The following is a 26305-nucleotide window of genomic DNA, read 5'->3' on the forward strand; positions in this document are numbered from 1 at the left end:
CTAAGACTTTACCTCCAGCGTCTGATGAATCTGCTCTAACTCTTTATCGACTTTAGCAATGGCATCACTCAACTCAGAAACATCAGCCATCGCTTTCAGATCCTTATCTAACCTCCTTATCAGCGGTGGTAACCCTGAAAAAATAAGCAACATGGCAAACAGTAAAACAGCTATCGCTATCAACAAAAGCTCCTTACCCATGACAGCCGCTGCATTCATATGATCAGGGGAATAAGCCAAGGCAACGTAGCCAACCCTAAGATCAAAACTGTTACTTAATGCCCGACCAGTAATATTCAGATCAGCCCCTTCAATAAGCCATCCTTCTCCGCTGGTACTCGCCGTTTTTAACCAGTCGGAGTCAACCCGGCCACCCATTTGATCCGGGACGGTGCTGTAAAGAATCTTACCTTTGGTATCGAAGACTATTATCTGGCGGATAGAATCAGCTGCCGCCTGTTCGGCTTCAATCAGTGGCTGCAGGGTGGAAATTTCTGAAAAGGAAAGCCCTAAAGCCAGTGAGGAAACCACATTTCGATCAATATCATCAGCGACAACCAACACTCGTGACTTGAGCATTTCTGCTGTTGTCGCACGAAATTTAAAGTAATTCAGCAGCGTTGACATTCCTATCGCAAAAATAGAGACCACCAATGCGACTATAATTAATCGCCAGCCTGTTGTTTTCATTAATCACCATTACAGATATGACTCGACTGATGAGATTTACTACCAAGCCTGATTTTAACTACCTGCTGAGTCTAGCATGAGGATAACGAAGGGTTAGCCAATTTAATATCCATCATCCGAATAATTGTCTTTTCCGTAACCGCTTGTTTAGTTTATTGTAATTCGTTAGGAATAAGTGGATCGATAACCAGTTTTAGAGACATGCTTTGCAGATTCAACGAACAATAAGAAATATCCGGATGCAGACTGTCCTTATGGCATGGGGGAGATATGTCAGAACAGAACGATAATCATCGGCCATTGCCCACTGATGACCAACCCAGGACTGTTGTTACGCCTAAGACAGTTACGCCTGAGACAGTTACGCCTGAAACTGTTAAACCTGAGGCGGCGCAGACAGCAATGGACCAAGGCAACAATGATGGAACTCGACTGCTTTCTGAAACTGATGGTAACGCTACAAAATTCTGTGCTCCTGAGACCCCAGACTCTCAAAAGATTAACCCCGATGGGACGGTAGTGGTAAACCGGACATCAGAGGAAACAACCAGAGTCTCTGCATTAGCTTTGTCCAAGGGACATCGGCTCCATGAGTATCGAATTGATTCAGTGCTGGGACAAGGTGGGTTTGGTATCACCTACCTGGCAACTGACATCAATCTAAAGGCAAAGGTCGCCATTAAAGAATACCTTCCTGAAACGTTTGCTTATCGCCGTGACGACACGATGGTCACCGCACGGACTGGCGATGATGAGCACATCTATCACCTTGGGCTGGAAAGTTTTCTTGCTGAAGCTCGTATATTAGCTACATTTCGTCATCCAAACATCGTTCGCGTGGCGCGATTCTTTGAGGCTAATAATACTGCCTATATTGTCCTTGAATACGAGCATGGACAACCGCTTAAACGCTGGCGACAAAAGCACTCTGCTATCTCTGAACTGGACTTTCTCAACCTGCTGCTGCCTCTGATGGACGGGTTAGATGCAGTTCATGAATCCGGCTATCTTCACCGTGATATCAAGCCAGACAATATTTATGTGCGTGATGAAGACGGTAGCTTCCTGTTGTTGGATTTCGGTGCAGCACAGCACGCGACACAGAGCGCTGAAAATGAACTGTCCTACGTCTGTACTCCTGGATACGGCCCTATAGAGCAGTTTACTGACGGTCTGCTTCAAGGTCCCTGGACAGATATCTATGCTTTGGGAGCAACCCTGTATTGGTTCGCAACCGGCCGCAAGCCCATGGATGCAGCCCAGCGAACGGGGAATACCGATCCTTTGGAAAAAGCCGCAGTTATTTGTGACGGCCAATACAGTCCGGAGTTTCTTGAAGCAATAGACTGGGCCTTGTCACCTTTGCCGGAAGATCGACCCAAAGATCTGACAGAGTTTCGTAATAAACTGTTTGCTGCTCACCAGACAAGTCTTGGCTTGCAGGAAGCATTACAGGAAAACACCGACGGAGAAGCCGTTGCGTTCGATGAGACGGGGCCATCAATCCTGACTCATCCGCGCCTCTGGCCAAAACGCCTGGCTCGTTTTGGTCGGGCAATGAGGCGTCCGGCATCCTGGCCCATTGCGGTAAAACTGATGCTGGCAATGCTGGCTACGGCTTTGCTGCCGATGATCATTACCGCCTATTTTAACTTACAAGGAAGCCTCGCCAGCGTCTCACGCGGTGAGCTGCAAAACCTGGAACAGCTCGCGCAAAGTACGGCTGGTCGGATTTCCCAGCTATTGGGGGACAGCAAAAATCTGGCAAACTATCTGAGTGGTGATGAGGATTTCGTCCGTTTTCTAAGCAACCCTCAAAGTAGCGTAAAACAGCAATTGGCTGCAAAGTTAGAAGGCTTAATCGATATCGATAATCAGGTGTTAACTTTTCTCAGCCGTCCTGTCGATAATGAGAAACAAGCATTAAAACGTAAATTGAACGGACTGATTAAAGCCAACCCTGATGTACAGTTGGTCATGGTCATGGACACCAAAGGAACGGCCCTGATCTCCAGTAACAATCAGGTAATGGGGAGAAACTTTTCCTTTAGAGAATATTTTAAAGAGGCGATACAGGGCAACCCTCACATGACCGGTATTGTCGTCGGTTCAGTTGCAGGGCAGGCAGGAGTTTTCTATTCCAACCCGGTATTTGATTCCAACAACAATATTATCGGAACGGTCGTGTTACGAATTCTAGCCTCTTCCGTCTCCAAGATACTGTCAGAGGCTACAGAAGGAAGCTCTCAGGTACCCTTTCTCATCGATGGCGATGGGGTCATTGTTCGCCATCCCGATACCCGCTTCCTGTACCACAGCCTGATACCTCTCAGCCAGGAGAAGCAACAGGAAATAAAAGCAGACCAGCGCTTTCGCCGGTCAGAGGTCAACAGCATAAACCAGCCAATACTGGCTAAGGCGATGATCGGCAGTCAGCAAAGAGGCAGTGTCAGTTATCAGTCTAAACTTAACAACACAGCCGAGATTGCCGGTTATGCACCTGTACCGGGTCACGACTGGGTCATTGGGCTGGTGGAAACCCGTGACTATTTTGAGGCGCCTCTGAACAAACTGTTCATGATGGTAATTTACAGCATGGTCGTTGTTGGGCTGATATTTATGTTCCTGGCAATGTTGTTTTCCCGCAGTATTGTACGCCCCATTGAAGCACTCACTGCAGCAGCCCATGCGCTAAAGAGTGGCGACTACGAAAACGCCAATGTCGCCGTTAAAAGTACTGATGAAGTGGGCCAGCTGTCTCGGACGTTCAACATACTGATTGACGTATTACGACAACGCGAACATGAGCAAAAGCGGGCTGATGATGAAGCCAAGCGGCAATTGCGCCAACAGTCCTAAGGGTGGCAATCTGTTAAATAAAAACCAGGTGTTAAATGAAATTTGCGTATTGAATAAAAACAGGAAAAGGCACTGATGTCGAACACAATCAGAAGTAGCGTCAACCCTTTGAAGCCTTCTCAAACGGCAGCCTCTCCTGCCCACCCAGAATTACCTGATTTCGGATTAGCCGCCACCCCAGAAAACTGGGAAGAGTATGATGCCCTGGCAGAACAGTTTGCAGATCGATTTACGGATCTTTTCGAGCTACGTCAGTTTGAATATATTCACCCGATTCACTTACAGCCGGAGACTCCGGCAAGGTTCCAGCACCCCTACCCGGTCAAGATCTCCTATTCAGACTGGGGAGATCCAGAAAATCCGGTCCTCATCTGTTGTGGTGGTGTGGCCAATTCGGCAATGCGCTTCAATTACCTTTCGGCCGACCTCCAGCATACTCACAGAATTATCTGCATGGACTGGGTTGGACGGGGGTTGTCCGGTTGGATGGCAGATCAGGCTGACTACTCGTTAGCAACCTGTGTTGAACAGCTTCGTCAATTGATTGAACACCTGGGAGTCAGTCCCGTCTCTCTGCTGGGCTCTTCATTAGGGGGAAGTGCAGCCATTGAACTGGCATCCAGACATCCTCAACTCGTGCAGCAGATAATACTTAACGATATCGGCCCTTATATTCCCAAAGAACGCCGCCAACGAAGAGCCGAAACGCTGGCTCGACATTATGTGTTCCGTGATCCCGCCGACTTGATGCGCCGAGTAGGAGTATCGCAAAAAAACGATGGTCCGATCAGTGACGACATTCGCTTTATTATTACCTTTCATCAGACTCGCTGGTCAAATAAAGATAATGGCCGAACTTACCGACACGATGTTCGAGCAATGCAAGCGTATAAAGTTGATGCCCAGCAGGACCTGGATCAGTGGCACCACTGGCACAATATCCGATGTCCGGTATTACTTATCCATGGTCTGTTGTCGAATGCCTTATTGAGCACGACCATTACAAAAATGCGCAACAGCCATCCTACAATGGCCGTCATGCACGTACCGGACACCGGACATACTCCGGTTCTTTGTGACCGCCACCAAACAGAATTTATCAAAGAATGGCTGATATATGGTGACAGTGGGGTCAAAGAGTGGTCTGTACTCCATGCTCCAACAAGAATCCCCATCAAAGACAAAAAATTACTTCGACAGCAATCTTTGAACCTTCAAACACCGAAGGTTTCCCTCAGATCGACTGACTTCAAATCGCAATAACTCAGCATTACCGACTAATAGTCGCTCTTCCCCACCCAGCAAACTATAAAGCACCCGTCCAACCCCTTTACTGCCAACAAGCAATAAACGTTGATCCTGGGGTTGATCTAAAAAGGAGGAAAACCACTCCAGTGCTCTTTGCATACGCAACCTGAATTGAGCCTCAGACTCCCCCCCAGGAGGAGTTTGCCGATCATGTAGCAGGGGTTCAGTGTCAATAATCGGTTGCTTATTCCATTCTCCCAAAAGACGTTCCTTCAGCAACGGACTCTCGGCAATTGATACCCCTTCCAACACTCCACTAATCAGTAAAGCGGTCTGCCGTGTTCGGATGAGAGGGCTGGTTAAAACCTTACCAATATCCAGATCCATCTTTCGAATCTGCTCACCCAGCTGAAAAGCCTGTTTGCATCCTGTTTCTGTCAACGGGACATCAACATCCCCTCCACAACGCAAACCTTGCCGATTCAGCTTAGTTTCCGCATGGCGGACAAAGTAAAAACTAATGGCCTGCTCTGGTGAAGACTTCATTTACGGACGGCTTATTCCTGTTCTGTTCAATGCCAGGCAACCTCTCTAAATTAGAGGTTTTAAGCAAGTAATTGCCATTTAATTTTGTTTTTTTCAGCCCATTTATAAAAGCTGTGTTCAAAATCCACTAAACCCCCAGATACTGTTTGTGAAGCTCAGGCTCTTTTTGTAATTGCCTGGAGTCTCCCTCCCATGCGACCTGCCCTTTACTGATAATGTAATTACGATCGCAGACTGAAAGCAGCGCATGAATATCCTTATCCACAATAATTGTTGCTATTCCGGTCTCTTTGATATCTTTGATAACTGACCAGATTTCCCTCCGAAACAAAGGTGCCAGCCCTTCAGTCGCCTCATCAAGAATCAGTAGGTCTGGGTTAGTCATCAGCGCCCGGGCAATCGTCAACATCTGCTGCTCACCTCCGGACAACTGATTCCCCATGTTATCAATGCGCTCCTTCAGACGGGGAAAATATTCCAGTATCCGATCCAGTGGCCATTCATTTCGTCCATCCGGCCCGGGCCGGGCAGCCATAATCAGGTTTTCTCTAACACTAAGGTTAGGGAAGATTCCGCGATCTTCCGGAACGTAGGCAATTCCCAGTTGGATGATCTTATGTGTTGGCCAGCGAGTTGTATCCTGCCCCCGAAAGCATATACGGCCGGAACGAGCAGGAGTTAATCCCAGCAACGACCTTAGGGTCGTTGTTTTGCCCATACCATTGCGCCCCATCAGGCTGATTGTTTCTCCGGCACGAATAATCAGGCTGATTCCTTTAAGAACATGACTGTCCCCGTAATAGGTATGTAAGTCTTTGGCCGTAATGAGAACATCAGCTGGGGTATCAGGCCCGGAAGCATTATGCCTAGATAAGCCCTCTGCCAGCCCCCGTTCCTCAACAGAACTGTCAGCCGCTATCTCAGTATTTGTATTTGCATCAACATCTATATCAGAAACCACATTAGCATTCATGCCGCATCCTCACTACTCCCCAGATAAGCTTCCTGAACCGCAGTACTGTTGCGAATCTGTGCTACATCACCGGTTTCCAGTTCTGCTCCATTAACCATGACTGTCAGACGATCCGCCACCGCAAATACCGCATCCATATCATGCTCAATCAAGATCAGAGTGTGCTCTTTGGCGAGTTCCTTCAACAGCTCAGTGATTTTCAGAGACTCTTCACTCCCCATCCCTGCCAAGGGCTCATCAAGTAATAGCAGCTCCGGCTCGGTGGCCAGCATCATGCCAATTTCCAGCTGCCGTTGCTCACCGTAACTCATGGAAGATGCCTGTATATTTCGTCGTTCAGCAAGCCCGCATAACTGTAAGGCCCGATCAGTTCGGCGATGAACTTCTCGCAGATGTCGAGCCGGGCGGATAAAACGCATAGAGCTGGACAACCGTGACTGGGCACCGACCCAGCAGTTTTGGAAGCAGGTAAAATCAGCAAAGATATTGGTTTTCTGGAAACTACGGCCAATCCCTATGCGGGAGACTTTGTCCGACGTAGCCTGGGTAATATCATAATCTTTAAAGAATATCTTACCGCTTGAAGGTGCAAGCTCACCAGATAACAGATTGATCAGGGTGGTTTTACCTGCACCATTGGGTCCTAATATCCCGTGAGTTACACCTCGTTCAAACGAAAGAGAAACTTCATGAGTTGCCTGAAGACCACCAAAGTGTTTACACAAACCTTCAGTACGCAGAATAACCTCGCTCATACTGGCACTCCTGTTTTTCTATTCAAAGTGATTGCTCCCGAACGTCAACGGTTGCCGGTGTATCCCCGCTATTCTGACTAACATCAGCGTATTCTTTCGAGGTGAACAGGCGATTACTGAGTCGATACAACAGCCCTGCAATACCCTTTGGCAGAAACAACACGACAGCAATGATGATCCCCCCCATCAACAGCTGCCAGTGCTCAGTAAAATTAGGTAAAAAGTCCTGCAACAACACGATGACAAAAGCACCAAGAATTGGACCAAATAAGGTCCCCATCCCACCAAGTATGACAATCACCATCACGATCCCGGATTCGTGCCACCCCAAATAAGCGGGTGTCACATACCCCGTGTGAGCAGCTTCCAAAAACCCAGCGATCCCGGCCAGAGTTCCGGCAATAACAAAACTCACCAGTTTGTAACGCTGAACGGGGTAGCCAAGCGCCCTCACTCTCGATTCATTGGCCTTGATCGCTACAATGACATGACCAAAAGGCGCCTTGAGAATCATGCTCAGAATCAAGTAGACAGCCACCATCCAGGCCAATACAAAATAGTAGAAATTATGCTCATCTTCGAGATCAATTAACGAAGTGGAGCCGATTAATATCTCCGGTTTACTGAACAGAAAAATACCATCGTCGCCACCAAAATCCGGAGACTCAAAAAAGAAGTAATAGAACATCTGAGCAAAAGCCAGAGTCAACATGATGAAATAAACACCGGATGCTCGAATACTTATCCATCCAACCAGCAGAGCAACCAATGCAGAACAAGACAGCACCAACACCAGCGCGATCCAAAAATTGATGCTGTCGGCATCCTGGAAAAAAATAGCCAGGGTATAACCACCGATACCAAAAAAAGCGGCATGTCCAAAACTGATTAAACCGGTATAACCAATCAATAAGTCAAGACTGATGGCAAAAATGGACAGGATCATTATCCGTATCAACAGGCCGACGTAAAACTCACTGCCGACCAGAGGAAACAGCACTAATGCTGCCACACCAAGGCAGAGGAAAATCAGGATAGGACGAGTTAGCGTATACATTTTTTTCTCCTTATCCTTTGCCAAATAGACCTTGTGGTCGCCAGAAAAGAACCAAAGCCATAAGCGCGTAAACAACCATGCTGGCCATCTCAGGTAGTAACACCTTGCCAAACGTATCAGCAAGACCAATCAACATCGCACCAATAAAAGCGCCCTTAATCGAACCGATACCTCCAATAACAACCACCACAAAGGAGATAATCAGCACTCCATCCCCAATACCGGGGTAAACCGTATTGACCGGAGCCGCCAACATGCCCGCCAGCGCTGCAAGCGTAACCCCAAGGCTAAACACCACTGCAAACAAGCGGTTTACGTTGATACCCAATGACTGCACCATTTCTCGGTTACTGGCACCGGCACGGATAGTCATACCCAGTCGGGTTTTTTGAATCACCCAATACATAGCTAATGCGATAACGATACAGCTGGCAGAAATCAGTAATCGATAAACCGGATAAGCCTGGTTTTCAGTCAGCTGAACAGAGCCGCTGAAGGCTTGAGGGACAGCCACACTGTGAACATCACTGCCCCATAACATACGTTGCAGTTCGTTAAAAATCAGAATCAGCGCATAAGTCAGAAGTACCTGATACAAATGATCACGCTGATACAGGTAGGAGATGGCTAAACGTTCCACAGCGTAGCCCACCACCAGAGTGACGGGAATGGCCAGTAAGATGCCATACAGAAAATTATCAGTCAGACTGGTAAACCAAAATGCCAGATAGGAACCAATCATATAAAAGGAACCATGAGCCAGATTGATGATCCCCATGATACCGAAAATCAAAGTCAGTCCGCTGGCCACCAAAAACAACAAAAAGCCGTATTGAATTCCGTTCAACAGCTGTATCAAGTAGAAGGAACTGTCCATACCACCCCTTTAAATGTTGGCTAATTAGAAATCGACGATAACGACCCTGACAAAATCCTGGTATCTGCAGGTACGGTAGTATTAAGTACAGCAAGACCTTCAACTGACGGGCTTCCGGCGAGTTAACGGCCGGAAGCATCTATCAGCTGCCAACGATCATCAACAATCACAAACAGCAATAGCAAGAATCAACAACTCTAGAGGTCAGGCAATTTTGCAACCTTCAGCAGGGTCTTCCAAAGCTTCTTCAACCGTGCGAAGGACCTTGTTTTCACCGTTGACCACCTCCCGCAGATAAATGTTCTGAACAGGATTATGGGACTTGGAAAAAGTAAACTTACCCCGGGGGCTGTCAATGGTGCTGCTTTCCATAGCGGCAATCATCTCGGCCCTGGCACTCGTGTCCCCTTGAACAGCATTCATCCCCTGAATCAACAGATCACCCGCATCGTAGCCTTGTACCGCATAAACATCGGCATGACGCCCAAATGACTTTTTAAATGCATCCCGAAAACGATGATTGGCAGGAAGGTCAAGACTGTCAGCATAGTGTAACGTCGTCCGAACTCCTTCGGCAGCAGCGCCCTGTGCGCCGGTTACCCCCTCAGTCAGGAATCCAGCCCCATAAAGAGGAATTTTTTTGTTCAGACCTGCAGCCGCATAATCCTTCACAAACTTGACTGCTCCCCCGCCAGCATAGAAGGTAAACACCGCATCCGGCTCGAGTGCCGCAACTTCTGTCAAATAGGCTTGAAACTCTACCTTAGGGAAAGGCGTAGGAATCTCTTTGACAATGGTGCCTCCACCCGGGAGAAATGATTGCTTAAAGGCAGCGGCAACCTGCTTGCCAAAACCGTAGTTCCAATACATCAGTACGACACGCTTGTGTCCATCTTCCAGTATCGCTTTGCCGCCCGGGAAGCCCGGTTGATAACTGGAAAACGAAGTACGGAAGATATTTGGTGCACAGAGGGAACCGGTTAGCTGATTGGCTCCGGCATTTGGAATGACGGTAATAATGCCGTCTTTTCGAGCCATTTTCACCATCGCCATACCCACCACGGAATGGACCGGACCTACGAGAAAATCGACTTTCTCCTTCTTAATTAATTTGCTGGTCAACTCCGGCGCTTTGGGTGGTTTAGCTTCACTGTCGATACTGACAAACTCGACCTCACGCCCACCTAATTTCCCACCCGCCTGCTGTATTCGTAACTCCAATGCATCCTTGATATTGGTGCCCAGCTTTGCATATGTTCCCGTATAAGGCAGAAGCAATCCCACCTTTACTTTTGCCTGTCCGCCGATTGCAAATGCTGATGGAAAAATAGCTGACGCTGCCGCAAGCCCCGCAGCCCCCTTTAGGACAGTGCGACGGTTTATTCCTGCTTTATCTAAATTGCTCATTGGATGCTGCTCCTGAGTTAAATTGCCTGTTATTGTTTTACAGCAGTTATTTCTTAAGTCAGTTGGCCCCCACAACAGATTTTATGAATTGCGGACGTCAGCGATCTCTTGAGATGGTTTCAGTCTCCAGTACAAAATCATTAAGGATTGATCCTAAAAGCCCCTTGATCAGTAAGACTGATCAACAAGAGGCACGACAGAAGAGCCAGCAAGCACAGACATCACTGAGCTTCCTGAGATTTCAGCCCTTTCAATTCAAAGCGTTTGATTTTTCCGGTAGGTGTTTTGGGCAGTGTATCGACAAACTCGATCCATCGAGGGTATTTATAATGAGCAAGAGTCTGCTTTACGTACTCTTTGATTTCCTGTTTTAATTCATCTGAAGGTGTATGACTGCCATTGAGCACAACATAGGCCTTGGGCTTGACCAGTTTTTCGTTATCTATATCCGGCACTACTGCGCATTCCAGTACCGCTTTATGCCCGATAATGCAGGCTTCAACTTCAATAGGAGATACCCAGATACCCCCTATCTTTAACATATCATCACTGCGACCGGAGTAATAAAAGTAACCATCTTCATCACAGGAGAATTTATCGCCGGTATTCTGCCACTCACCCAACATAGTCGCCTGAGTTTTTTCGTGCTTATTCCAGTAATAAGCTGCGGCGCTATCACCTTTTACCAATAAGGTTCCTACTTCGCCAAAGGGGACATCCTGCATATTTTCGTCAACGATCCGAGCGTTATAACCCGGTACCATTCGACCAGTACTTCCCGGTCGGCAGCAGCCAGGCTGATTAGCAATAAAAATGTGAGTCATTTCCGTAGAACCGATTCCATCTAGAATCTCCACACCAAATCGCTCATGCCAGCGTTTGAAAATATCTGCGGGTAGAGACTCTCCTGCAGAAACACCAAGACGCACACCGTTCAGCGCCCCTTCTTCTTCCAGCATCTGAGCATAGAGTGTGGGAACCCCAAAAAAGAGCGAAGGCTTATGGCCTGCGATGACCTCAAAGACGGCATCTGGTGTGGGACGCCCAGGATGATAAACAGCTGTTGCCCCGACGCTAAAAGGAAAGTAAAGACCGTTTCCAAGGCCATAGGCAAAAAACAGCTTGGCGGCGGAAAAGCAGATGTCATTCTCTTTGATTCCCAGTACCTGTTGACCAAATGTCTCGGAGGCAAAGATCATGTCATGCTGAAGATGGACGGTTCCCTTGGGCTCACCAGTGGTACCTGAGCTATACAACCAGAAACAGGCATCATCACGATTGGTAGGCGCCGTCTCCAGCTCGGCGGGATGTTGAGCCATTTCATCGGCCCAGCTTAACTCGTCACCAACCGCCTCACCATTAACGACGATCACATGCTGAAGAAAAGGAAGCTCTCCTTCAATACCCTCAATACTCTCTTTTAAGGCAGCATCAATCACCAAAACCCGAGCACGGCAGTCATTAAGAAAATACTGATAATCCTTGGGCCGCATCATAGTATTGAGACAGACAGGTACGGCCCCCAGTTTTATTGCTCCAAAAAATGCCTGAGGGTAGGCCTCAGTGTCCAGCATGAGCAACGCAATTCGCTCTTCCATCCGAACATCCAGGCTCTTTAACAGATTTCCAAAACGGTTTACACCCTGTTGAATCTGTGAATAGGTAAGGCTTCGATCCTCACAGATGACAGCAGTCTTTTCCCCTCGCCCTTCACGAACATTGCGATCAACAAAATAGTCGGCGGCATTATAGAAGGCCATATGGTGCGAACAGTTACTGCTATTTAAACGATGAGTACTTAAACGATTAGTACCGGCTCCGGGCTGCATGATCTATCTTCTCCAGTCGGTAGGACTCGGCCTCTTTCAACACATGGCAGTCAGTCCACTTTTTATTATGTATATCCACTGAATTCATATGGATACACACAAATTCCATGCCAGATATGAATTATAATTCACTAAAACTTGTAATCTGTTGATAAAAAAGGATAAAAGAATTCAACAGCTGTCATTGATTCAGGGATGGAAATAAATCTCCAGGGCTCAATCAGCTTTTGCGTGTAAACATTTGATTAAAGGTGTAAAGAAATAGAAAAATCATCGGGGATAACTGCAAGGATTAGACGAGAGAGCCCTGTTGCGCGAGAAAAAGCGGAGAAAAGAACAGAATAATTGGCAGAAGATCTGTACCCGATCACTTTTGAACCGTCCTTAACACTCATGAAATATAGTGCTTGACTAAACACTCCTGCTCTGTATGAAATAGAGGAGCTTCCCAGCCTCCTTAAGACTAAGAAAAAGCATTTTTGTCCTGGTTACAGGCAAACAAAAACCACTGGTTAGGGCACCCGTGTTTGAGAGGGCTTCTATTGAAAAGAGTCTTAGCCGGGAGGACTCATATCCCAGGGTGCTATATTAAGAACACACACATAATTAAGAGCACGCATACTTTAAGAGCCCCCGTACTCGCTCAAGCTGGGCAGAAAAGAACAAGTCAGTCAGATAGAAAGAGCATGTTGGGAAGATGTCATGGCTTACAATTATCGACAGGAATACCACCATTTATGGGATTAATACGTCCATTTCAGTTATGGACGCTGCTGTTTATCTTAGTGGCAATGAGTACCACAGCCCTCTACGGTATTTTTCTCGCTACCGACGCTGTGCGTCAGGAAGCCAGAGAGCAGTTTTTCCAACAGTACAACCGCCAGCAGCTGCTGATGGCGGAACAGGCCTCTGCGGCACTGGAAGTATTCTTTGTCAGTCTTAACCGCAGCCTGGGCCTGGTCACCAGCCTCTTTGAAGATCACCCGGTTGATAATAACCGGGCCCGGGAAATCCAGGGCAGCCTGTTCAAGTTAAATGAAAGCCTTGCCGATTCAGCCATTATTGATTTGGTGGTTTTTGATTCTAAAGGAACCGTGGTTGCCATTCAGCCCTCCGACCCTTATACCCTGGGACGTAACTATGCCTGGAGAGATTATTACCTCTGGGCCAGAGACACAGGTAAACCTGGACAGATGTATGTATCTCCTTTTCTGAAATTGGAGGGGGGTCAGAATCGAGGCGACAAAGCCCTTATCGTTGCTCAGGGCATCTACTCACCAGACAGCAGCTTTAAAGGCGTTGCGATGTTTACCGTCAACTTTGACGAACTGGCAAGAAAGCACATTTTACCTGTTCGTCTTGGAGAAAATGGATACGCGTGGCTGGCAGATATTAACAACAAGACCCTGTTAGTGGACCCTCATGGAGCCGTCGCAGGACGTAGCTTTGAAGAAGCATTTTTACCCCAATGGCCCAAACTGTATTCATTACTCACCTCTGCTCAATATGGCGGCAGTGGCACCGATTGGTACAGCTATGAGGACCCGACTGATCACAGTCAAGCAGTACGAAAGCTGCTCGGCTATCAGATCCTGGAACTTAGCGATCATCTCTGGTTTATCGGTGTTGCAACACCTGAGCGAGAGGTCGATAAGCTGCTCTCCTCCTTCCTGCGCCGTCAGGAAACAGTATCCCTGACTCTGGTTATCAGCATTCTGGCAGTAACCGTTGTTGTCAGTGGCCTGCTACTGGCCTGGAATCGGATGCTATCCCGTCGTGTTGATGCCAGGACCAGCGCCCTGGCGAAAGCCCGATCACAACTTGAGCATACCTTCGACGAACTATTGGAATCCAAGAAACTCGCAGCTGTTGGCCATTTAGCCTTAGGGCTCACTCATGAGATCCGTAACCCGTTATCGGCAATACGTATGAACATCAAAATGATCAGAAAAAAATGGCAACCGGAAGGTCGGCTGCAGGAACACTTTTCCATTATTGATGATGAAATACTGCGGTTAAACCGATTACTGAGTGATGTGATGGACTTTGCTCGCCCGGGCCCACTGCGACTGGAAAAACAGAACCTGAACGATATAGTCCAGCGAGTTAATCTGCTTCTTACCCAACGTTTTGAAGAAGAACAGGTAGCCATAGAAACTCGTATGCCCAATCCTTTGCTGGTGGTGTGCGACGCGGAACAAATTGAACAAGTGTTACTGAACCTGATTATTAACGCTCTGGACGCGATGAAAGAAATAGAGACAGAAAAACAGCTGTCCATTGTCGGCAGTTGCAAAGGTAATCAGGTATTTATCCGGGTAACCGACAATGGTTGCGGTATTCGACCAGAAGATCGTGATAAATTGTTTGATCCTTTCTATACAACAAAACCTGCTGGCGGAGGATTGGGACTCTGTAATTTACAGGGGATATTATTACGACATCAGGGTGCTGTGGATATTGTCGAAAAAGAAGGACCTGGAACCTGTTTCAGAATACGTCTCCCTATCACACCAACGGCAATGGCCAACAAAGACGATTTAACAGATACGGGACATTTTTGATCATGACTCATACCCCTTCAGCGGAAACCGCTCAGACCAAGGAGTCCAGAGACAAAGCACTGGTCATCGATGATGATCCCTCTATCCGCCGATCACTGGAGCTTCATTTAATTGATGAAGGTTTTGACATCATATCCGCAGAAGACGGTGAACAAGGGGTAAAAGCAGCCCTGGAAAACAGTGTTGATTTTGTGCTGCTGGATCTACGCTTACCAAAGCTTGATGGATTTGAAGTCCTTAAACAAATCAAAGCGGGAAAGCCTGCCCTTCCGGTAATTGTCATCACCGCATTTGACGACATGCAAACCGCAATCAAGGCAATCCGTCTGGGAGCAATTGATCATCTGGGTAAACCACTGGATCTGGACCAACTCGACGAAGTCATCAAAAAAATACAGCAGATAGCCATACTGTCGGAAAAAGGCATCAGCCTGTCCGATACTCCGGAATGTAGTTTTGAACCCAATACTATTGTCGGGCGCAGTCGGGCCATGAAGCAGGTATTCAAGACCATAGGAGCCGTAGCAGATTCCAGAGACACAGTGCTGATTCAGGGAGCCAGCGGCACAGGTAAGGAAATGGTTGCCCGAGCACTGCACTTTAACAGCCAGTATCACGACCGCCCCTTTATCCCGATCGTCTGCTCAGCCCTGGCGGCCAACATTCTGGAAAGCGAGTTGTTTGGGCACGAAAAAGGCGCCTTTACCGGAGCCCATCAGAGTAAACCGGGGAAGTTTGAACTGGCCCAAGGCGGAACCTTATTTTTGGATGAAATTTCAGAAATCTCCGCCGAAATCCAATTAAAACTCTTACGCTTTCTACAGGAGAAAGAGTTCGAACGGGTTGGTGGTATCAAGACGATTAAAGCCGATGTCCGGGTCATTGTTGCCACTAACAAAGACCTTGGTGAACTGGTGTCTAAGGGAGAGTTTCGGCAAGACCTGTTCTACCGACTGCGGGTTGTTACGATTGAACTCTCATCCTTAAAAGAACGTACTGAGGATATACCCTTATTAGTGCCCTATTTCCTCGAAAAAATACGCCGAGAAACCGGAAAAGAAATATCCGTCGTTCCCCAGGAGATAATGGACCGTATACAAAGCCACCCTTGGCCCGGCAATATTCGCGAGCTTGAGAATGCTCTTCGCCGCGCAGTGCTGCTATCACCTGGGAATGTGTTGTTGCCAGAAACGTTGCAACTGGAGGGAGCGATTGATAGCACCCGACTGCCGTTACAGATTAAAACCATGCAGGAAGTCGAGCGGGAACATATCGAAAATATCATGGCGTATACAGGCTACGAAAAAAAACGCGCTGCAGAGATTCTCAATATGTCCCGACCCACTCTCGATAAAAGAATCAAGGAATACCGGATTAGCAAACCCGGTAAGCCGAGCTAGACTGATGGCTATTAGAACTATCTAAAACAACCCAACCAGAACTACTAGAACAGCCCGTCCTTAACAGTTAACCCACCTGACTCATTTCATTCACAGTAAAGGAAGCTACAGAACCTTCAGTCGCTGCCAGATAAGCCTTCAGATGGGCAGTATTCATATGATCCTGCCACAGCTCCCTGGATTTCCAATTTTCAAAAAACACAAAAACTTCTGGATTCTCATTATCCTGGTGCAAGTCATACTGCAGGCACCCTGGCTCTTTGCGAGTTGGCTCTATTAACTTCAACAGCTCTGCCTTCACCAAATCAGCGTTCCCCTTCTCCGCTTCAATTCGGGCCACTATTGTTAAATTAGTCTTGATCATTGACTCACTCTTTCCTTGTTAATATTAATAGTTAATAAAGCCTGTCCAGTACAGGAAGTGGCAGTTTAGAACCCTTCCAACACAACTTTACCAATCGCTTTTCCACTCTCGATATGAATATGTGCACGTCTCAGATTGTCAGCATTGATAGTGCCATAATTTTCACCCAAAGTGGTCTTAAGAATATCCCTATCAATCATCCCGGCCACTGAGTTTAGTAACTCACCTTGTTTATCAATATCTTCTGTGTTGAACATGGAACGGGTAAACATCAATTCCCAATGCAGCGACAAAGATTTTCTTTTCAATTGCAAAACGTCCAACTCCTGGGGTTGCGGATCATCAATCAATGCAAACCGCCCCTGAGGAGCCAGAACCTCAACCAATTGTCCAAAGTGCTGGCCAGTGTGGGTCAGACTGATTACATCTGTCACACTGTCAATACCGATGCGTGCTAACTCTTCGCTAAGCTCCTTACTGTGATCAATAACATGATCAGCTCCCAAATTACTCACCCACTCCTGACTGCTGGGTCTTGAGGCGGTGCCTATGACCGTGGCATCGGTTAACTTCGTTGCCAACTGGGTCAGTATCGACCCCACTCCACCAGCAGCTCCGACAATAAGAAGACGCCGATCCCCCCTTTTGGTAGCCTTTACTTTATGCCCAGGCTCCAGCCGATCAAATTTTAATCTGTCAAACAACAGCTCCCAAGCCGTAATTGCAGTGAGTGGGACAGCTGCCGCCTGCGAATCTGACAGGGTTTTTGGTTTATGCCCAACAATCCGTTCATCCACCAGATGGTATTCGCTATTCGCACCAGGACGGGTAATATCCCCGGCATACCACACTTTATCCCCCACCTGGAAACGTTCTGTGTTTTCACCGACTGCAACCACCTCTCCGGCAACATCCCAACCCAAAACCTTATGCTCACCATTTTGTGGTTCAGCATTCTTACGAACTTTGGTATCCACTGGATTAACCGAAATAGCATTAACTTTTACCAGTAGGTCACGACCGGTTGCAGTAGGCGTTGGTATTTCAATATCCATCAGCGCATCATCTTCAGTGATCGCCAAAGATTGCAGGTATCCAATTGCTTTCATAACAGTATCTCCAATAACTTTCTCACAGCTTCCCAATTTGAAGAGGCTCAAATTAACAGGCCCTGATGTTTTCGTCTGAATGCATTATCAGTTACACTAACCAATCTGAAAACAGAGTAATAATTTAATTTATTTCAAAATATTTTTGACAATGAATACAGCAGATCTTTCACTTTTTGTTCGCACTGCCGACACTGGCAGCATCACGGCATCTGCACGACAGCTGGATATTTCACCAGCTGCAGCCAGTGCGGCATTAAAGCGATTGGAAAAACAGCTGGAAACTGAGTTATTTATTCGGTCAACACGTCAGCTGAGAATCACTGCCGAAGGCGAACGCTTTTTACTTTACTGCCGTCGGGCATTAGAGGCGCTGGATGAAGGCAAAACCTCCCTGAGGGTTATGCGAGGAGAAATCTCCGGGCGATTACGATTCTCTGTATCCTCGGATCTGGGACGAAACCTAGTGTTACCCTGGCTTGATGAAATGATGGAAGATCATCCCGATTTATCATTGCAACTGAGCGTTGGCGATTCGTTATCTGACTTTTACCTCGACCGAGTGGATATCGCCCTGCGGTACGGCGAGCCTGAAGACTCATCAATGGTCGCTTTCCAGATCACCACAGTTGATCGTGTTATCTGCGCATCCCCAGACTATCTGGAAAAATTTGGCAAACCAACGCACCCCAATGATTTGAAGCATCACAACTGCCTGCGCTACCGGTTGGATAACCAAGTCTATGATGAGTGGGAACTCAATAATAGTGATGGCACCTATAAGGTAAAAGTTAAGAGCAACCGTTTGTGTAATGATGCCGATATTGTTCGCCGCTGGGCAGTTGCAGGCAAAGGTATCGCCTTCAAATCCCGCCTGGATATGATAGCTGATTTACAGTCTGGTCGAGTTGTAGAGTTACTGACAGATTATAACTCCGCTCCACTAACCCTTTGGTTAGTTTGCCCAACACGCAAACAGGTCACCCCCACGGCCTTGATGCTTCGGGATATGCTACGCGAGAAGTGCGCTGATCTGAAAGACCTCATGACACCCTGCTGACAGCAGAGGTAATCATGGATAGGTTTTGTAAACAGCTAATCCTTAGCTGCTGGTTTTTACCCTGATCGAAGCGGTCTAGACATGTTTTAAGACTAGATCAAAAAACCAAAAAGCAAGACCTGGCCCCGATCGTTCGCTTTCTCCTCTCAAAGTAAAGCGCTTTAGCCCCTTATTGGCTTCCTGGTTTCCGAATACCGGTTCCGTAGTGTTTGAAGCACGTCATCCCTTGATTCGTCAGCGGTTAAACTCTTTTTGTCGAGTTTGCGAGACTGCGTCCCATGTGCCAGAGGCTTGAGGGCTTTTCCATCAGCCTCAAATAATATTTTTATCAAAAAATTGGCAATTCTGTAGATAGGCCGAAGCGTCTGTTGTTTCTCGGATGATTTTCTTCTAGACATTAGTAATCTGTAGGCAAAAACGGTGTATTCAGTTAGCAAAACGTTCCAGCAACTTCTGCTGGGCACTGATGGGCTCCGCCCCTTCGGTTAACTGACACCGCTGATAGCTACCATCCTCCTTTAATTCCCACGCCTGGGTGTTATCGCTCAAATAGAGTTCCAGATCTCTCAGGGCACGCTGGGCCAGTTTGGAATTCAGTATCGGAAAACAGGTCTCGACTCGATGAAGCATGTTTCGTTCCATCAGATCAGCACTGGCGTTATAAAGCTGCGGCTCCCCATCGTTGCTGAAATAAAAGGTACGATTATGTTCAAGGAATCGACCGACAATAGAGCGCACCCTTATATTCTCGGAGACGCCCTTCACGCCGGGCCTAAGACTACACATTCCACGCACAATCAGATCAATCTGTACACCCGCTTGAGACGCTCGATACAGAGCCCGAATCAACCGGGGCTCTGTCAACCCGTTAGCTTTTAAAATTATTCTGGCAGGCTTTCCTTCCCTGGCGAAACGCGCCTCTCTGAGGATCAGCTCCAACAAGGATTTATGTAGGGTAAAGGGAGCGCTTAAGAGCATTTTCAGGCGTCTTATTTTCCCCATCCCGGTTAGCTGTTGAAATAGTTTCAGTACATCGTTGCCTACTGCTTTATTTGAAGTGAGCAAGCTGTAGTCAGTGTAGGTCCGTGCCGTTCCGGCATGATAGTTTCCAGTTCCAAGATGAACGTAATGGTGGAACTCCCCGTCTTCGCGACGAACAACCAAAGTCATTTTAGAGTGAGTTTTATAGCCAACAACGCCATAGACCACTAGTGCCCCGGCTTCCTGCAAGCGGCTAGCCAGCGCAAGGTTGTTCGCTTCATCAAATCGGGCACGCAACTCGATAACCGCAGTAACTTCCTTTCCCTTTCGGGCAGCTTCAACCAATGCGCTGATAATCTCTGACTCAGCACTTGTCCGGTATAGAGTCTGGCGAATCGATAGCGCTTCAGGATCCTGGGCCGCCAGGCGCAGCAGATCAACAACCGGGGAGAATGATTCAAAGGGATGAAGCAACAAAAAGTCCTGTTGTTTCAACGCATCAAACAGGTTTTTATTAGTCTGCAATCGCTTAGGCAGTCCGGGGCTAAAGGGAGCATAAGATAGCTCGGGCCGATCCACCAATTGAATAATTTGCATCATACGAATCAAATTTACCGGTCCATTGACACGATAGACTTCTGTTTCACTGAGATTAAATTGCTTCAGTAAGAATTCCACTAATGGTTCAGGGCATTTATGAGAAATCTCCAGACGCACAGCATCACCATAACGACGACTGTGAAGCTCTCCTCTCAATGTTCGGGCCAGATCTTCAACTTCTTCCTGATCAAAAACCAAGTCGGCGTTACGGGTCAACCGAAACTGGAAGCAGCCTAGAACATCCATACCCGGAAATAAATCATCAGCAAACTCATGAATGATTGAAGAAAGAAAAACCAAATAATTACCACCATCCTTTACCAGCTCTTGTGGCAAAGTAATTAATCGAGGAAGAGAGCGCGGTGCAGGAATAATAGCTAAACCACTGTCCCGGCCAAACGCATCTTTACCATCCAATGAAACAATGAAATTTAAACTTTTATTAATCAGCCGCGGAAAAGGATGAGAGGGGTCTAAACCCAGAGGACTGATCACCGGCAAAATATGACTGGCAAAGTACTTCTTAATCCAGGCCCGTTGATCCTTACTCCATTCACTTCGACGTAAACAATAAATATTCTGCTGGTTAAGCGCAGGAAACAGGATTTCATTAAGAATCTTGTACTGGCGCTCCACTAACTCATGACAACTATTACGAATCTGGTGGAGCACATCCCGGGGGTGCATGCCATCAACTCCCGCTTTCTCACGACCGTATTTCACCTGGTGCATCAATTCCGCGACACGAATCTCAAAGAACTCATCCAGATTACTGGAGAAAATCAGCAGGAACATCAGCCGTTCGAGCAAAGGATGGGTCTCATCAAGCGATTGCTCAAGAACACGCCGGCTGAATTCCAAATGGCTCAACTGTCGATTGATGTAATACTGACTGTCATTCAGATCGATAGCACTGTCTGTACCTTCAGACGCTGGAGCAAACGGGGCCACAACTTCAATAGGCGATGAAGGTACCGATACAGCTATGGGATCCGGTTGAGCCCTGAGAGGCTGTGTCGAAGATGACAGATTAACTTCAGGCTGAAGCCCGTCAGAGGAATGATGAGCCGAATCAGCTACATTCGCATCAGAGCCCGGATCAGTTATTTTATGAGCCTCCTTATGGACGGGTTCAGAACGTTTCATTTGTACCTCTCATCATAAAAAACAGGACCTTTCTCCGAAGAGCATCCCTTTTTCCGGGCACTTGCTATTCCCGTTCAGGGGAGTCACTGAGATGCAGACTCTTTAATAAATCCAGTCCCTTCTTTCGTTGGCTATGGACCAGACTGATCTTTTTTTCCAGTTTTTTCCGGGCCTTTGGATCATGCTCATTTTCCAGTCTTGACTTTAATACCGTCTCTTTTTTTTTCAGCTTATCAAGCACTTCTCTCAAGGAGTCGGTCTGCCTTTGCACATCCCGAAGATCACTATCGAAAAAAGCTCTGATTTTACTCAGCAGTTTTTTGGTCTTCACCTTCCTGCCTCCATCCCGATAGCCTCATTGAGTACAACCGCAACTCTAATCATGAATCTTTTTCCAACACATCTTCAATCTCGGAATCATCCAACGCGATTTGACGCTCAGCACTGCTCAGCTCATGGCTAGCAGTCACAAAAAGGGTGGACGCCATACTAATCAGGCAACCACGAATACTGGCAACATAGGCACTATCATTCATCAATGAAGACCCCATTTCAGGTGTGATCCGATTTTCATGGATCAACTGGTAAAGGCGTCTCGATTGCTGAATATCAAACTCCTTCAAGTCCAGCTTTAACTCATCTAAAGAAAGGATACCCAGATCCGGATCATTTCCGTTGCGAATCTGGTGTAACTGAAACAGCAGTTCTGCAATGCTTATTCTCAGCCGGTTGTACTCAACACTGATATGATGATTGTCCGAAACCAGATAACGAAGCATGTTCTTCTGCAAATGTTTAGTCCCTTTGACAGCATCGACAATATTTCGGTTCGCTTCCCTTAGCCAATGAAACTCACTGGGATGTTTCTCCTTCCAGCTAAAATCAGCAGCACTGATAAAGGCAATAACAGCGCTGAAGATACGTTTAACTTTTCGGTTATACAGATCTTCAATATCCACTCGTGTAATAAAGTTCTGGTTTTGCAGTTGCTTTTTCAGCGGTTTTTCAGAGAAGACCTGATCCGCAGACATTCCCAGCCCGGCAATAATAATCTCTTGAGCATGATCGAAAATATGTAATGTTTCTTTACGGACCGCCTCTAATGCGGCATCCGGAAACTCTATGGTGGCAGAATAGATATAAAGGGGACCAATCACCCTTCCCGGCTTCTCCTTGAGCACGACCGACAGGAATTTAACCATCGGCTGGATAAAAGGTAGCATCACCAGAATCCCCATCAGATTAAACAGTGTATGAAAGACTGCCAGCTTAAGAGTAAAGTCCAGATCATCAATCCCCAAGCTCAGACTAATAACATCCACTGCCCAAATCAGCTCTGAAATCAGTACAATTGCGATAAGCCCGGTCACTCCATTAAATATCAGATGGGCACCCGCCAGGCGCTTTCCAGAAATATCAGCCCCCAAAGCGCTGACTAATGCCGTAACAGTCGTACCAATATTAGCGCCAATTGCCAGAGCAAGCGCATTTTCATAGGTGATATGGTTGGCGGACAACGCTGTAATAATCAACACCAAGGTGGCATGACTCGATTGCATAACAACGGTAGCAGCCACCCCAATCACGGCGTATAACAGCAAGCCTGCATAGCCGGAAACCGCATAAGCAGCCAGGTCAAAATTATCTCGAAAGGCCTCAAACCCCTCTTTCATATGGTGGATGCCAAGAAACAAAAAGCCTAATCCAGTCAGCACATAGCCAACACCTTTTAAGTGCTCTTGTTTTTGAAATACCAGGATAATTCCGAACACCAACATCGGCATCGCATAGGCCGAGATATTAACCTTCAAGCCAAAACCAGCCACAAGCCAGGCACCGGTAGTGGTCCCGAGGTTGGCACCAAAAATAATCCCGATGCCTTCACTTAAACCAAGAATACCGGCACTAAGAAAAGAGATGGTTAATACAGAAACCAGTGTGCTGGACTGCATTAACGTAGTGGTCACCACGCCAAAGCTGAGACTTTTCCATAATCGGTCCGTGGAACGCTTTAAGAGTTTTTCCAGTACCCCTCCGGTAAATACCTTAAACCCCTCTTCTAAAGACAGCATGCCAAACAGAAAAATTGCAACACCCGCTGCAATTTCCTTAAAGTTTGGACTCAACCAGAAACCATAAGCAAGTATGGCAAAAATAGTGGGTAGTAGAATTTTACGCAGCATCACCTTCCTGTCGTTTCTCAGCATTCATCAAGAATGCGACATCCAATACAATCATTGTGAATAATTTCATACTATTAAGCGTAGTCAGCTTTTACGGCGATGGCAGCAACAATGTGAGAAGCCGCAGCAATTGGCAGATGATGGATCAACAGGCTGCTTTCAGCCAACGAATAAAACAATCTCTTCCTACCCTGCAATCAAGATTATTTTTTACTCAATTTTCCCTGAATCAGAATTGATTATTACTTAACCTGCTGATAAGATGCGCGGGGGTTTTAAAAAGATAGTTTTCTAAGCTAATTTCAATCCAAACCACTAAGCAAGGAATTGCTAGACTAACCCCCTATAAGGAAGTAAATATGCCGTTTGTCACACTCTCCGCAAGCTGTGTCCCTCACGCCCCTCTGGTCGAACCTGCTGTTAACGCAATACAACGCCCCTGCTGATCCATCAGCAATAGGCAAACCATGGTCTTTTATTTGCCTTGGTCACGACTGGCCACAGCCTGACCAATCGAAACTAACCTATCCAATTGACTCATCTAATAAATCTTTCCAGGATGGAAACGTATGGAAACAATTCATAAGGCAACCCCTAAAGATATATCGGAAGCGCTTCGTGCTGAAATTTATGACTGGAAGTCAGCCAGCTTAAATGCCTTGGATAATTGCTTTAGTCGCAATGCCAAGACTATCTCGACTTTACCGCCAGCCTTTCGCGCTGCTGCCGCCTTTAGTTTTGCCAGCAATGCCACGGAAAAGCTGTTCCCCACCTCCTTGGGGGCACTGCTGCTGAAACGCGCAGCGATACCGATCTGGCTGACCAGTGAAGCGGTTAACCTGTATAAACTGGGATATGCCGACCAGGCCAAGGATGCCAACAAACTGCTGCAACAAGACTACCTGCGTTTTAAGGATGCCTTTGCCGAAAAGATCGATCAGGTGGAAACCGGGTTTCTTAACAGCCCCTTTGGCCGTCAGGCAGCGCAACAAATTGGCCAGATTGTCAGCAAGCGGTTATTCGAAGATGACAGAGATGCAGTAGGACATATCCGCACTTTTGTGGATGACAGCAAGGTGATTGATGATGACTCGGGAGTGCATCGGGACCGTATGAACCAGGGCTTTGGCAAGGTGCTGCACAAGATTAAGGCGGTCTATGCCGGTAGTAACTACGGCCCGGGGCGAACAGCCCTCTATCTGGTTCGAACCGATCAGGCTGAATGTGGCCCCCATACAGACCCCAGGCATCGATTGCACGTTCAGGTGGATGATATTAACGTCAATGCCCAAAAGAGCCAATATAAAGCGGAGCTGGCCCAACTTAAGGGCCGTTTTATCGGTAAAAGCCAGTGTATTTTACCGCTAAGCATCATCAACAAGGGTAACCTGGGGGGCTTTCCGGCCCGGCGGGAAGCCATGCGAATACTGGCCAATATCGACCGTTATGATCTTTATCATGATCCGGCAACAGTTCCGGTATTTGGCTCCACGGAAACCTATATCTGGAACAATCAGCAAAGTAACAGTAGCCTGGAGGCATTAGCCGGGTCCTTTGCGCAAGGGCTAAATAGTCAGGTCATCCAGGCATTAACACTGGCAGAGGAGGCGGTATGGGCAAGACGCAGTTAATTACAGCTCTATTTATCGGTTGGCTATCGGCCATACCAGTATATGCCGCAAGCCAACCGATCGATCAGGAGCAGGCTGATTCGGTCATCACCCTGACCGGCAATGACCGTTTAAACTGTACCGGAAAACTGGTTAACGAGACTCTTAAGACGCTTTATAAAGAAAGACCCTACCAGGCTTATCAGGCAAGGGAAATGATACAACCCTGTGCAGATGCCGGTGACGCCGCTTCACAGCTTGCTTTATCCTTGGTTTATTACAAAACCGACGATAACCCCTTATCCGATGAGGAAGAATCCCTGATCTGGGCAAAAAAAGCGGGATTACAGGGCAATGCTATCGCTCAATTTGAATATGCTGTTGCCCTCGATCTTAGTGGTTCTTTTCGGTTTAAAGAACGCCAGCCCGTCTTACGAAAAGCTTTTAGCTGGTATTACAAGGCAGCCTTACAGGGTCACCCTGAAGCACTCTTTCAGATCGGCAAAGCCTTCAGAAAGTACTCTTTTGATTCAGTCTCGGCCTATATGTGGCATGTGCTCGCTCTTCGACGCGTAAAAGATAACTTCAGTTACTCCGGTTTTGCCAGCAATGCTGTCGATCATCTGGAATCCTCCGGGCGGGTATCCAAAGAGGGTATCGCCGAGGCGTTACGGCTGGCTGATGCCTGGGAGGCACGCTATCCCAGGGCCGCTAAATCCTGGCCGACAGAATCCTGGGTGGAAGGGCTTAAAGGACCCTCTGCCCAGTTGATTCCGCCTCCGTTTACCTACGATTCAGAACCGGACTTTTGCTCAAGGTTTGGATCACTTCTCTTTATCTGTCCACAACACGCAGAGAGAGATAGTTATGACATCGTGAAGGAACTCAGGACCGAGGCTTATCAGTATCTGGCGGGGCCTCCTGCGGAATAAAAATTAGATCACCGTCCAACACACACAAAAATCACTATGACACCAGGAACACATGATTCCCAAATCCGATACCTATGTTCATGTGAACTGGGGAACGGAATTTTTGTCTCAACTA

At 47.2% G+C, this 26305-nt stretch carries 20 protein-coding genes; 7 read left to right on the forward strand and 13 right to left on the reverse strand.

The window, feature by feature from the left end; all coding sequences use genetic code 11:
• Nucleotides 1–690, reverse strand: a complete 690-nt coding sequence (locus BGP75_RS18010) for a hypothetical protein (protein ID WP_076720260.1) — start codon at nucleotides 688–690, stop codon at nucleotides 1–3.
• Nucleotides 691–960: 270 nt separating this feature from the next.
• On the opposite strand from BGP75_RS18010, the gene BGP75_RS18015 reads away from it, so the two are divergent.
• Together BGP75_RS18015 and BGP75_RS18020 are read left to right on the forward strand one after the other, a co-directional pair.
• Nucleotides 961–3549 (forward strand): protein kinase domain-containing protein, encoded by a 2589-nt coding sequence (locus BGP75_RS18015; RefSeq protein ID WP_076720261.1) that lies wholly within the window; start codon nucleotides 961–963, stop codon nucleotides 3547–3549.
• 75 nt (nucleotides 3550–3624) lie between these two features.
• A complete protein-coding gene (locus tag BGP75_RS18020) occupies nucleotides 3625–4812 on the forward strand; it encodes an alpha/beta fold hydrolase (RefSeq protein WP_076720262.1) in 1188 nt (395 codons plus the stop codon).
• On the opposite strand, the gene BGP75_RS18025 is transcribed toward BGP75_RS18020, so the two are convergent.
• From BGP75_RS18025 to BGP75_RS18055, 7 genes are all read right to left on the reverse strand, one after another.
• On the reverse strand, nucleotides 4738–5343 hold the full coding sequence (locus BGP75_RS18025) for a histidine phosphatase family protein (protein WP_076720263.1): 606 nt from the start codon (nucleotides 5341–5343) through the stop codon (nucleotides 4738–4740). The genes BGP75_RS18020 and BGP75_RS18025 overlap by 75 nt on opposite strands.
• A 127-nt stretch (nucleotides 5344–5470) precedes the next feature.
• Complete coding sequence (locus BGP75_RS18030; protein ID WP_083704905.1) at nucleotides 5471–6316, reverse strand: ABC transporter ATP-binding protein; 846 nt, start codon at nucleotides 6314–6316, stop codon at nucleotides 5471–5473.
• Nucleotides 6313–7071, reverse strand: coding sequence for an ABC transporter ATP-binding protein (locus BGP75_RS18035; RefSeq protein WP_076720264.1), 759 nt, complete (start codon nucleotides 7069–7071; stop codon nucleotides 6313–6315). Before BGP75_RS18035 ends, BGP75_RS18030 begins: the two co-directional genes overlap by 4 nt.
• 22 nt (nucleotides 7072–7093) lie before the next feature.
• Complete coding sequence (locus BGP75_RS18040; protein ID WP_076720265.1) at nucleotides 7094–8128, reverse strand: branched-chain amino acid ABC transporter permease; 1035 nt, start codon at nucleotides 8126–8128, stop codon at nucleotides 7094–7096.
• Between the two features lie 10 nt (nucleotides 8129–8138).
• The gene (locus tag BGP75_RS18045) at nucleotides 8139–9005 is read right to left on the reverse strand and encodes a branched-chain amino acid ABC transporter permease (RefSeq protein WP_076720266.1); all 867 of its coding nucleotides are present in this window, start codon (nucleotides 9003–9005) and stop codon (nucleotides 8139–8141) included.
• A 204-nt stretch (nucleotides 9006–9209) separates the two neighbouring features.
• Entirely contained in the window at nucleotides 9210–10412 is a 1203-nt protein-coding gene (locus BGP75_RS18050) for an ABC transporter substrate-binding protein (RefSeq protein ID WP_076720267.1), read from the reverse strand.
• Nucleotides 10413–10633: 221 nt separating this feature from the next.
• The gene (locus tag BGP75_RS18055; protein ID WP_198939396.1) at nucleotides 10634–12241 is read right to left on the reverse strand and encodes a benzoate-CoA ligase family protein; all 1608 of its coding nucleotides are present in this window, start codon (nucleotides 12239–12241) and stop codon (nucleotides 10634–10636) included.
• Between the two features lie 737 nt (nucleotides 12242–12978).
• Here BGP75_RS18055 and BGP75_RS18060 point away from each other — a divergent pair.
• Together BGP75_RS18060 and BGP75_RS18065 are read left to right on the forward strand one after the other, a co-directional pair.
• Complete coding sequence (locus BGP75_RS18060; RefSeq protein ID WP_076720268.1) at nucleotides 12979–14805, forward strand: cache domain-containing protein; 1827 nt, start codon at nucleotides 12979–12981, stop codon at nucleotides 14803–14805.
• Between the two features lie 2 nt (nucleotides 14806–14807).
• A complete protein-coding gene (locus tag BGP75_RS18065) occupies nucleotides 14808–16205 on the forward strand; it encodes a sigma-54 dependent transcriptional regulator (protein WP_076720269.1) in 1398 nt (465 codons plus the stop codon).
• 67 nt (nucleotides 16206–16272) lie between these two features.
• On the opposite strand, the gene BGP75_RS18070 is transcribed toward BGP75_RS18065, so the two are convergent.
• Nucleotides 16273–16569 (reverse strand): putative quinol monooxygenase, encoded by a 297-nt coding sequence (locus tag BGP75_RS18070; protein ID WP_076720270.1) that lies wholly within the window; start codon nucleotides 16567–16569, stop codon nucleotides 16273–16275.
• 65 nt (nucleotides 16570–16634) lie between these two features.
• Nucleotides 16635–17678 (reverse strand): zinc-binding alcohol dehydrogenase family protein, encoded by a 1044-nt coding sequence (locus BGP75_RS18075; protein ID WP_076720271.1) that lies wholly within the window; start codon nucleotides 17676–17678, stop codon nucleotides 16635–16637.
• Between the two features lie 151 nt (nucleotides 17679–17829).
• On the opposite strand from BGP75_RS18075, the gene BGP75_RS18080 reads away from it, so the two are divergent.
• Nucleotides 17830–18738 carry a LysR family transcriptional regulator gene (locus tag BGP75_RS18080; protein WP_076720272.1) on the forward strand — a complete coding sequence of 303 codons (909 nt, stop codon included), beginning with the start codon at nucleotides 17830–17832 and terminating at the stop codon, nucleotides 18736–18738.
• A gap of 426 nt (nucleotides 18739–19164) precedes the next feature.
• On the opposite strand, the gene ppk1 is transcribed toward BGP75_RS18080, so the two are convergent.
• From ppk1 to BGP75_RS18100, 3 genes are all read right to left on the reverse strand, one after another.
• Nucleotides 19165–21465 (reverse strand): polyphosphate kinase 1, encoded by a 2301-nt coding sequence (gene ppk1 / locus BGP75_RS18090; protein WP_083704906.1) that lies wholly within the window; start codon nucleotides 21463–21465, stop codon nucleotides 19165–19167.
• A 64-nt stretch (nucleotides 21466–21529) separates the two neighbouring features.
• Nucleotides 21530–21796 carry a hypothetical protein gene (locus BGP75_RS18095; protein WP_076720274.1) on the reverse strand — a complete coding sequence of 89 codons (267 nt, stop codon included), beginning with the start codon at nucleotides 21794–21796 and terminating at the stop codon, nucleotides 21530–21532.
• A gap of 49 nt (nucleotides 21797–21845) precedes the next feature.
• Nucleotides 21846–23648, reverse strand: coding sequence for a Na/Pi cotransporter family protein (locus tag BGP75_RS18100; protein WP_076720275.1), 1803 nt, complete (start codon nucleotides 23646–23648; stop codon nucleotides 21846–21848).
• A 569-nt stretch (nucleotides 23649–24217) separates the two neighbouring features.
• Here BGP75_RS18100 and BGP75_RS18105 point away from each other — a divergent pair.
• A complete protein-coding gene (locus BGP75_RS18105; protein ID WP_076720276.1) occupies nucleotides 24218–25279 on the forward strand; it encodes a hypothetical protein in 1062 nt (353 codons plus the stop codon).
• On the forward strand, nucleotides 25261–26190 hold the full coding sequence (locus BGP75_RS18110) for a tetratricopeptide repeat protein (RefSeq protein WP_076720277.1): 930 nt from the start codon (nucleotides 25261–25263) through the stop codon (nucleotides 26188–26190). Before BGP75_RS18105 ends, BGP75_RS18110 begins: the two co-directional genes overlap by 19 nt.
• The last annotated feature ends 115 nt before the right edge of the window (nucleotides 26191–26305 follow it).

It is taken from the genome of Motiliproteus sp. MSK22-1 (genome assembly GCF_001968815.1).
Lineage (GTDB): Bacteria > Pseudomonadota > Gammaproteobacteria > Pseudomonadales > Balneatricaceae > Motiliproteus.

Coding starts and splice junctions, on each gene's coding strand:
- BGP75_RS18105 (WP_076720276.1), top strand. CDS start 24,218: ATGGAAACAATTCATAAGGCAACCCCTAAAGATATATCGGAAGCGCTT.
- BGP75_RS18050 (WP_076720267.1), bottom strand. CDS start 10,412: ATGAGCAATTTAGATAAAGCAGGAATAAACCGTCGCACTGTCCTAAAG.
- BGP75_RS18065 (WP_076720269.1), top strand. CDS start 14,808: ATGACTCATACCCCTTCAGCGGAAACCGCTCAGACCAAGGAGTCCAGA.
- BGP75_RS18110 (WP_076720277.1), top strand. CDS start 25,261: ATGGGCAAGACGCAGTTAATTACAGCTCTATTTATCGGTTGGCTATCG.
- BGP75_RS18025 (WP_076720263.1), bottom strand. CDS start 5,343: ATGAAGTCTTCACCAGAGCAGGCCATTAGTTTTTACTTTGTCCGCCAT.
- ppk1 (WP_083704906.1), bottom strand. CDS start 21,465: ATGAAACGTTCTGAACCCGTCCATAAGGAGGCTCATAAAATAACTGAT.
- BGP75_RS18070 (WP_076720270.1), bottom strand. CDS start 16,569: ATGATCAAGACTAATTTAACAATAGTGGCCCGAATTGAAGCGGAGAAG.
- BGP75_RS18035 (WP_076720264.1), bottom strand. CDS start 7,071: ATGAGCGAGGTTATTCTGCGTACTGAAGGTTTGTGTAAACACTTTGGT.
- BGP75_RS18015 (WP_076720261.1), top strand. CDS start 961: ATGTCAGAACAGAACGATAATCATCGGCCATTGCCCACTGATGACCAA.
- BGP75_RS18020 (WP_076720262.1), top strand. CDS start 3,625: ATGTCGAACACAATCAGAAGTAGCGTCAACCCTTTGAAGCCTTCTCAA.
- BGP75_RS18045 (WP_076720266.1), bottom strand. CDS start 9,005: ATGGACAGTTCCTTCTACTTGATACAGCTGTTGAACGGAATTCAATAC.
- BGP75_RS18010 (WP_076720260.1), bottom strand. CDS start 690: ATGAAAACAACAGGCTGGCGATTAATTATAGTCGCATTGGTGGTCTCT.
- BGP75_RS18040 (WP_076720265.1), bottom strand. CDS start 8,128: ATGTATACGCTAACTCGTCCTATCCTGATTTTCCTCTGCCTTGGTGTG.
- BGP75_RS18030 (WP_083704905.1), bottom strand. CDS start 6,316: ATGAATGCTAATGTGGTTTCTGATATAGATGTTGATGCAAATACAAAT.
- BGP75_RS18060 (WP_076720268.1), top strand. CDS start 12,979: ATGGGATTAATACGTCCATTTCAGTTATGGACGCTGCTGTTTATCTTA.
- BGP75_RS18075 (WP_076720271.1), bottom strand. CDS start 17,678: ATGAAAGCAATTGGATACCTGCAATCTTTGGCGATCACTGAAGATGAT.
- BGP75_RS18055 (WP_198939396.1), bottom strand. CDS start 12,241: ATGCAGCCCGGAGCCGGTACTAATCGTTTAAGTACTCATCGTTTAAAT.
- BGP75_RS18100 (WP_076720275.1), bottom strand. CDS start 23,648: ATGCTGCGTAAAATTCTACTACCCACTATTTTTGCCATACTTGCTTAT.
- BGP75_RS18080 (WP_076720272.1), top strand. CDS start 17,830: ATGAATACAGCAGATCTTTCACTTTTTGTTCGCACTGCCGACACTGGC.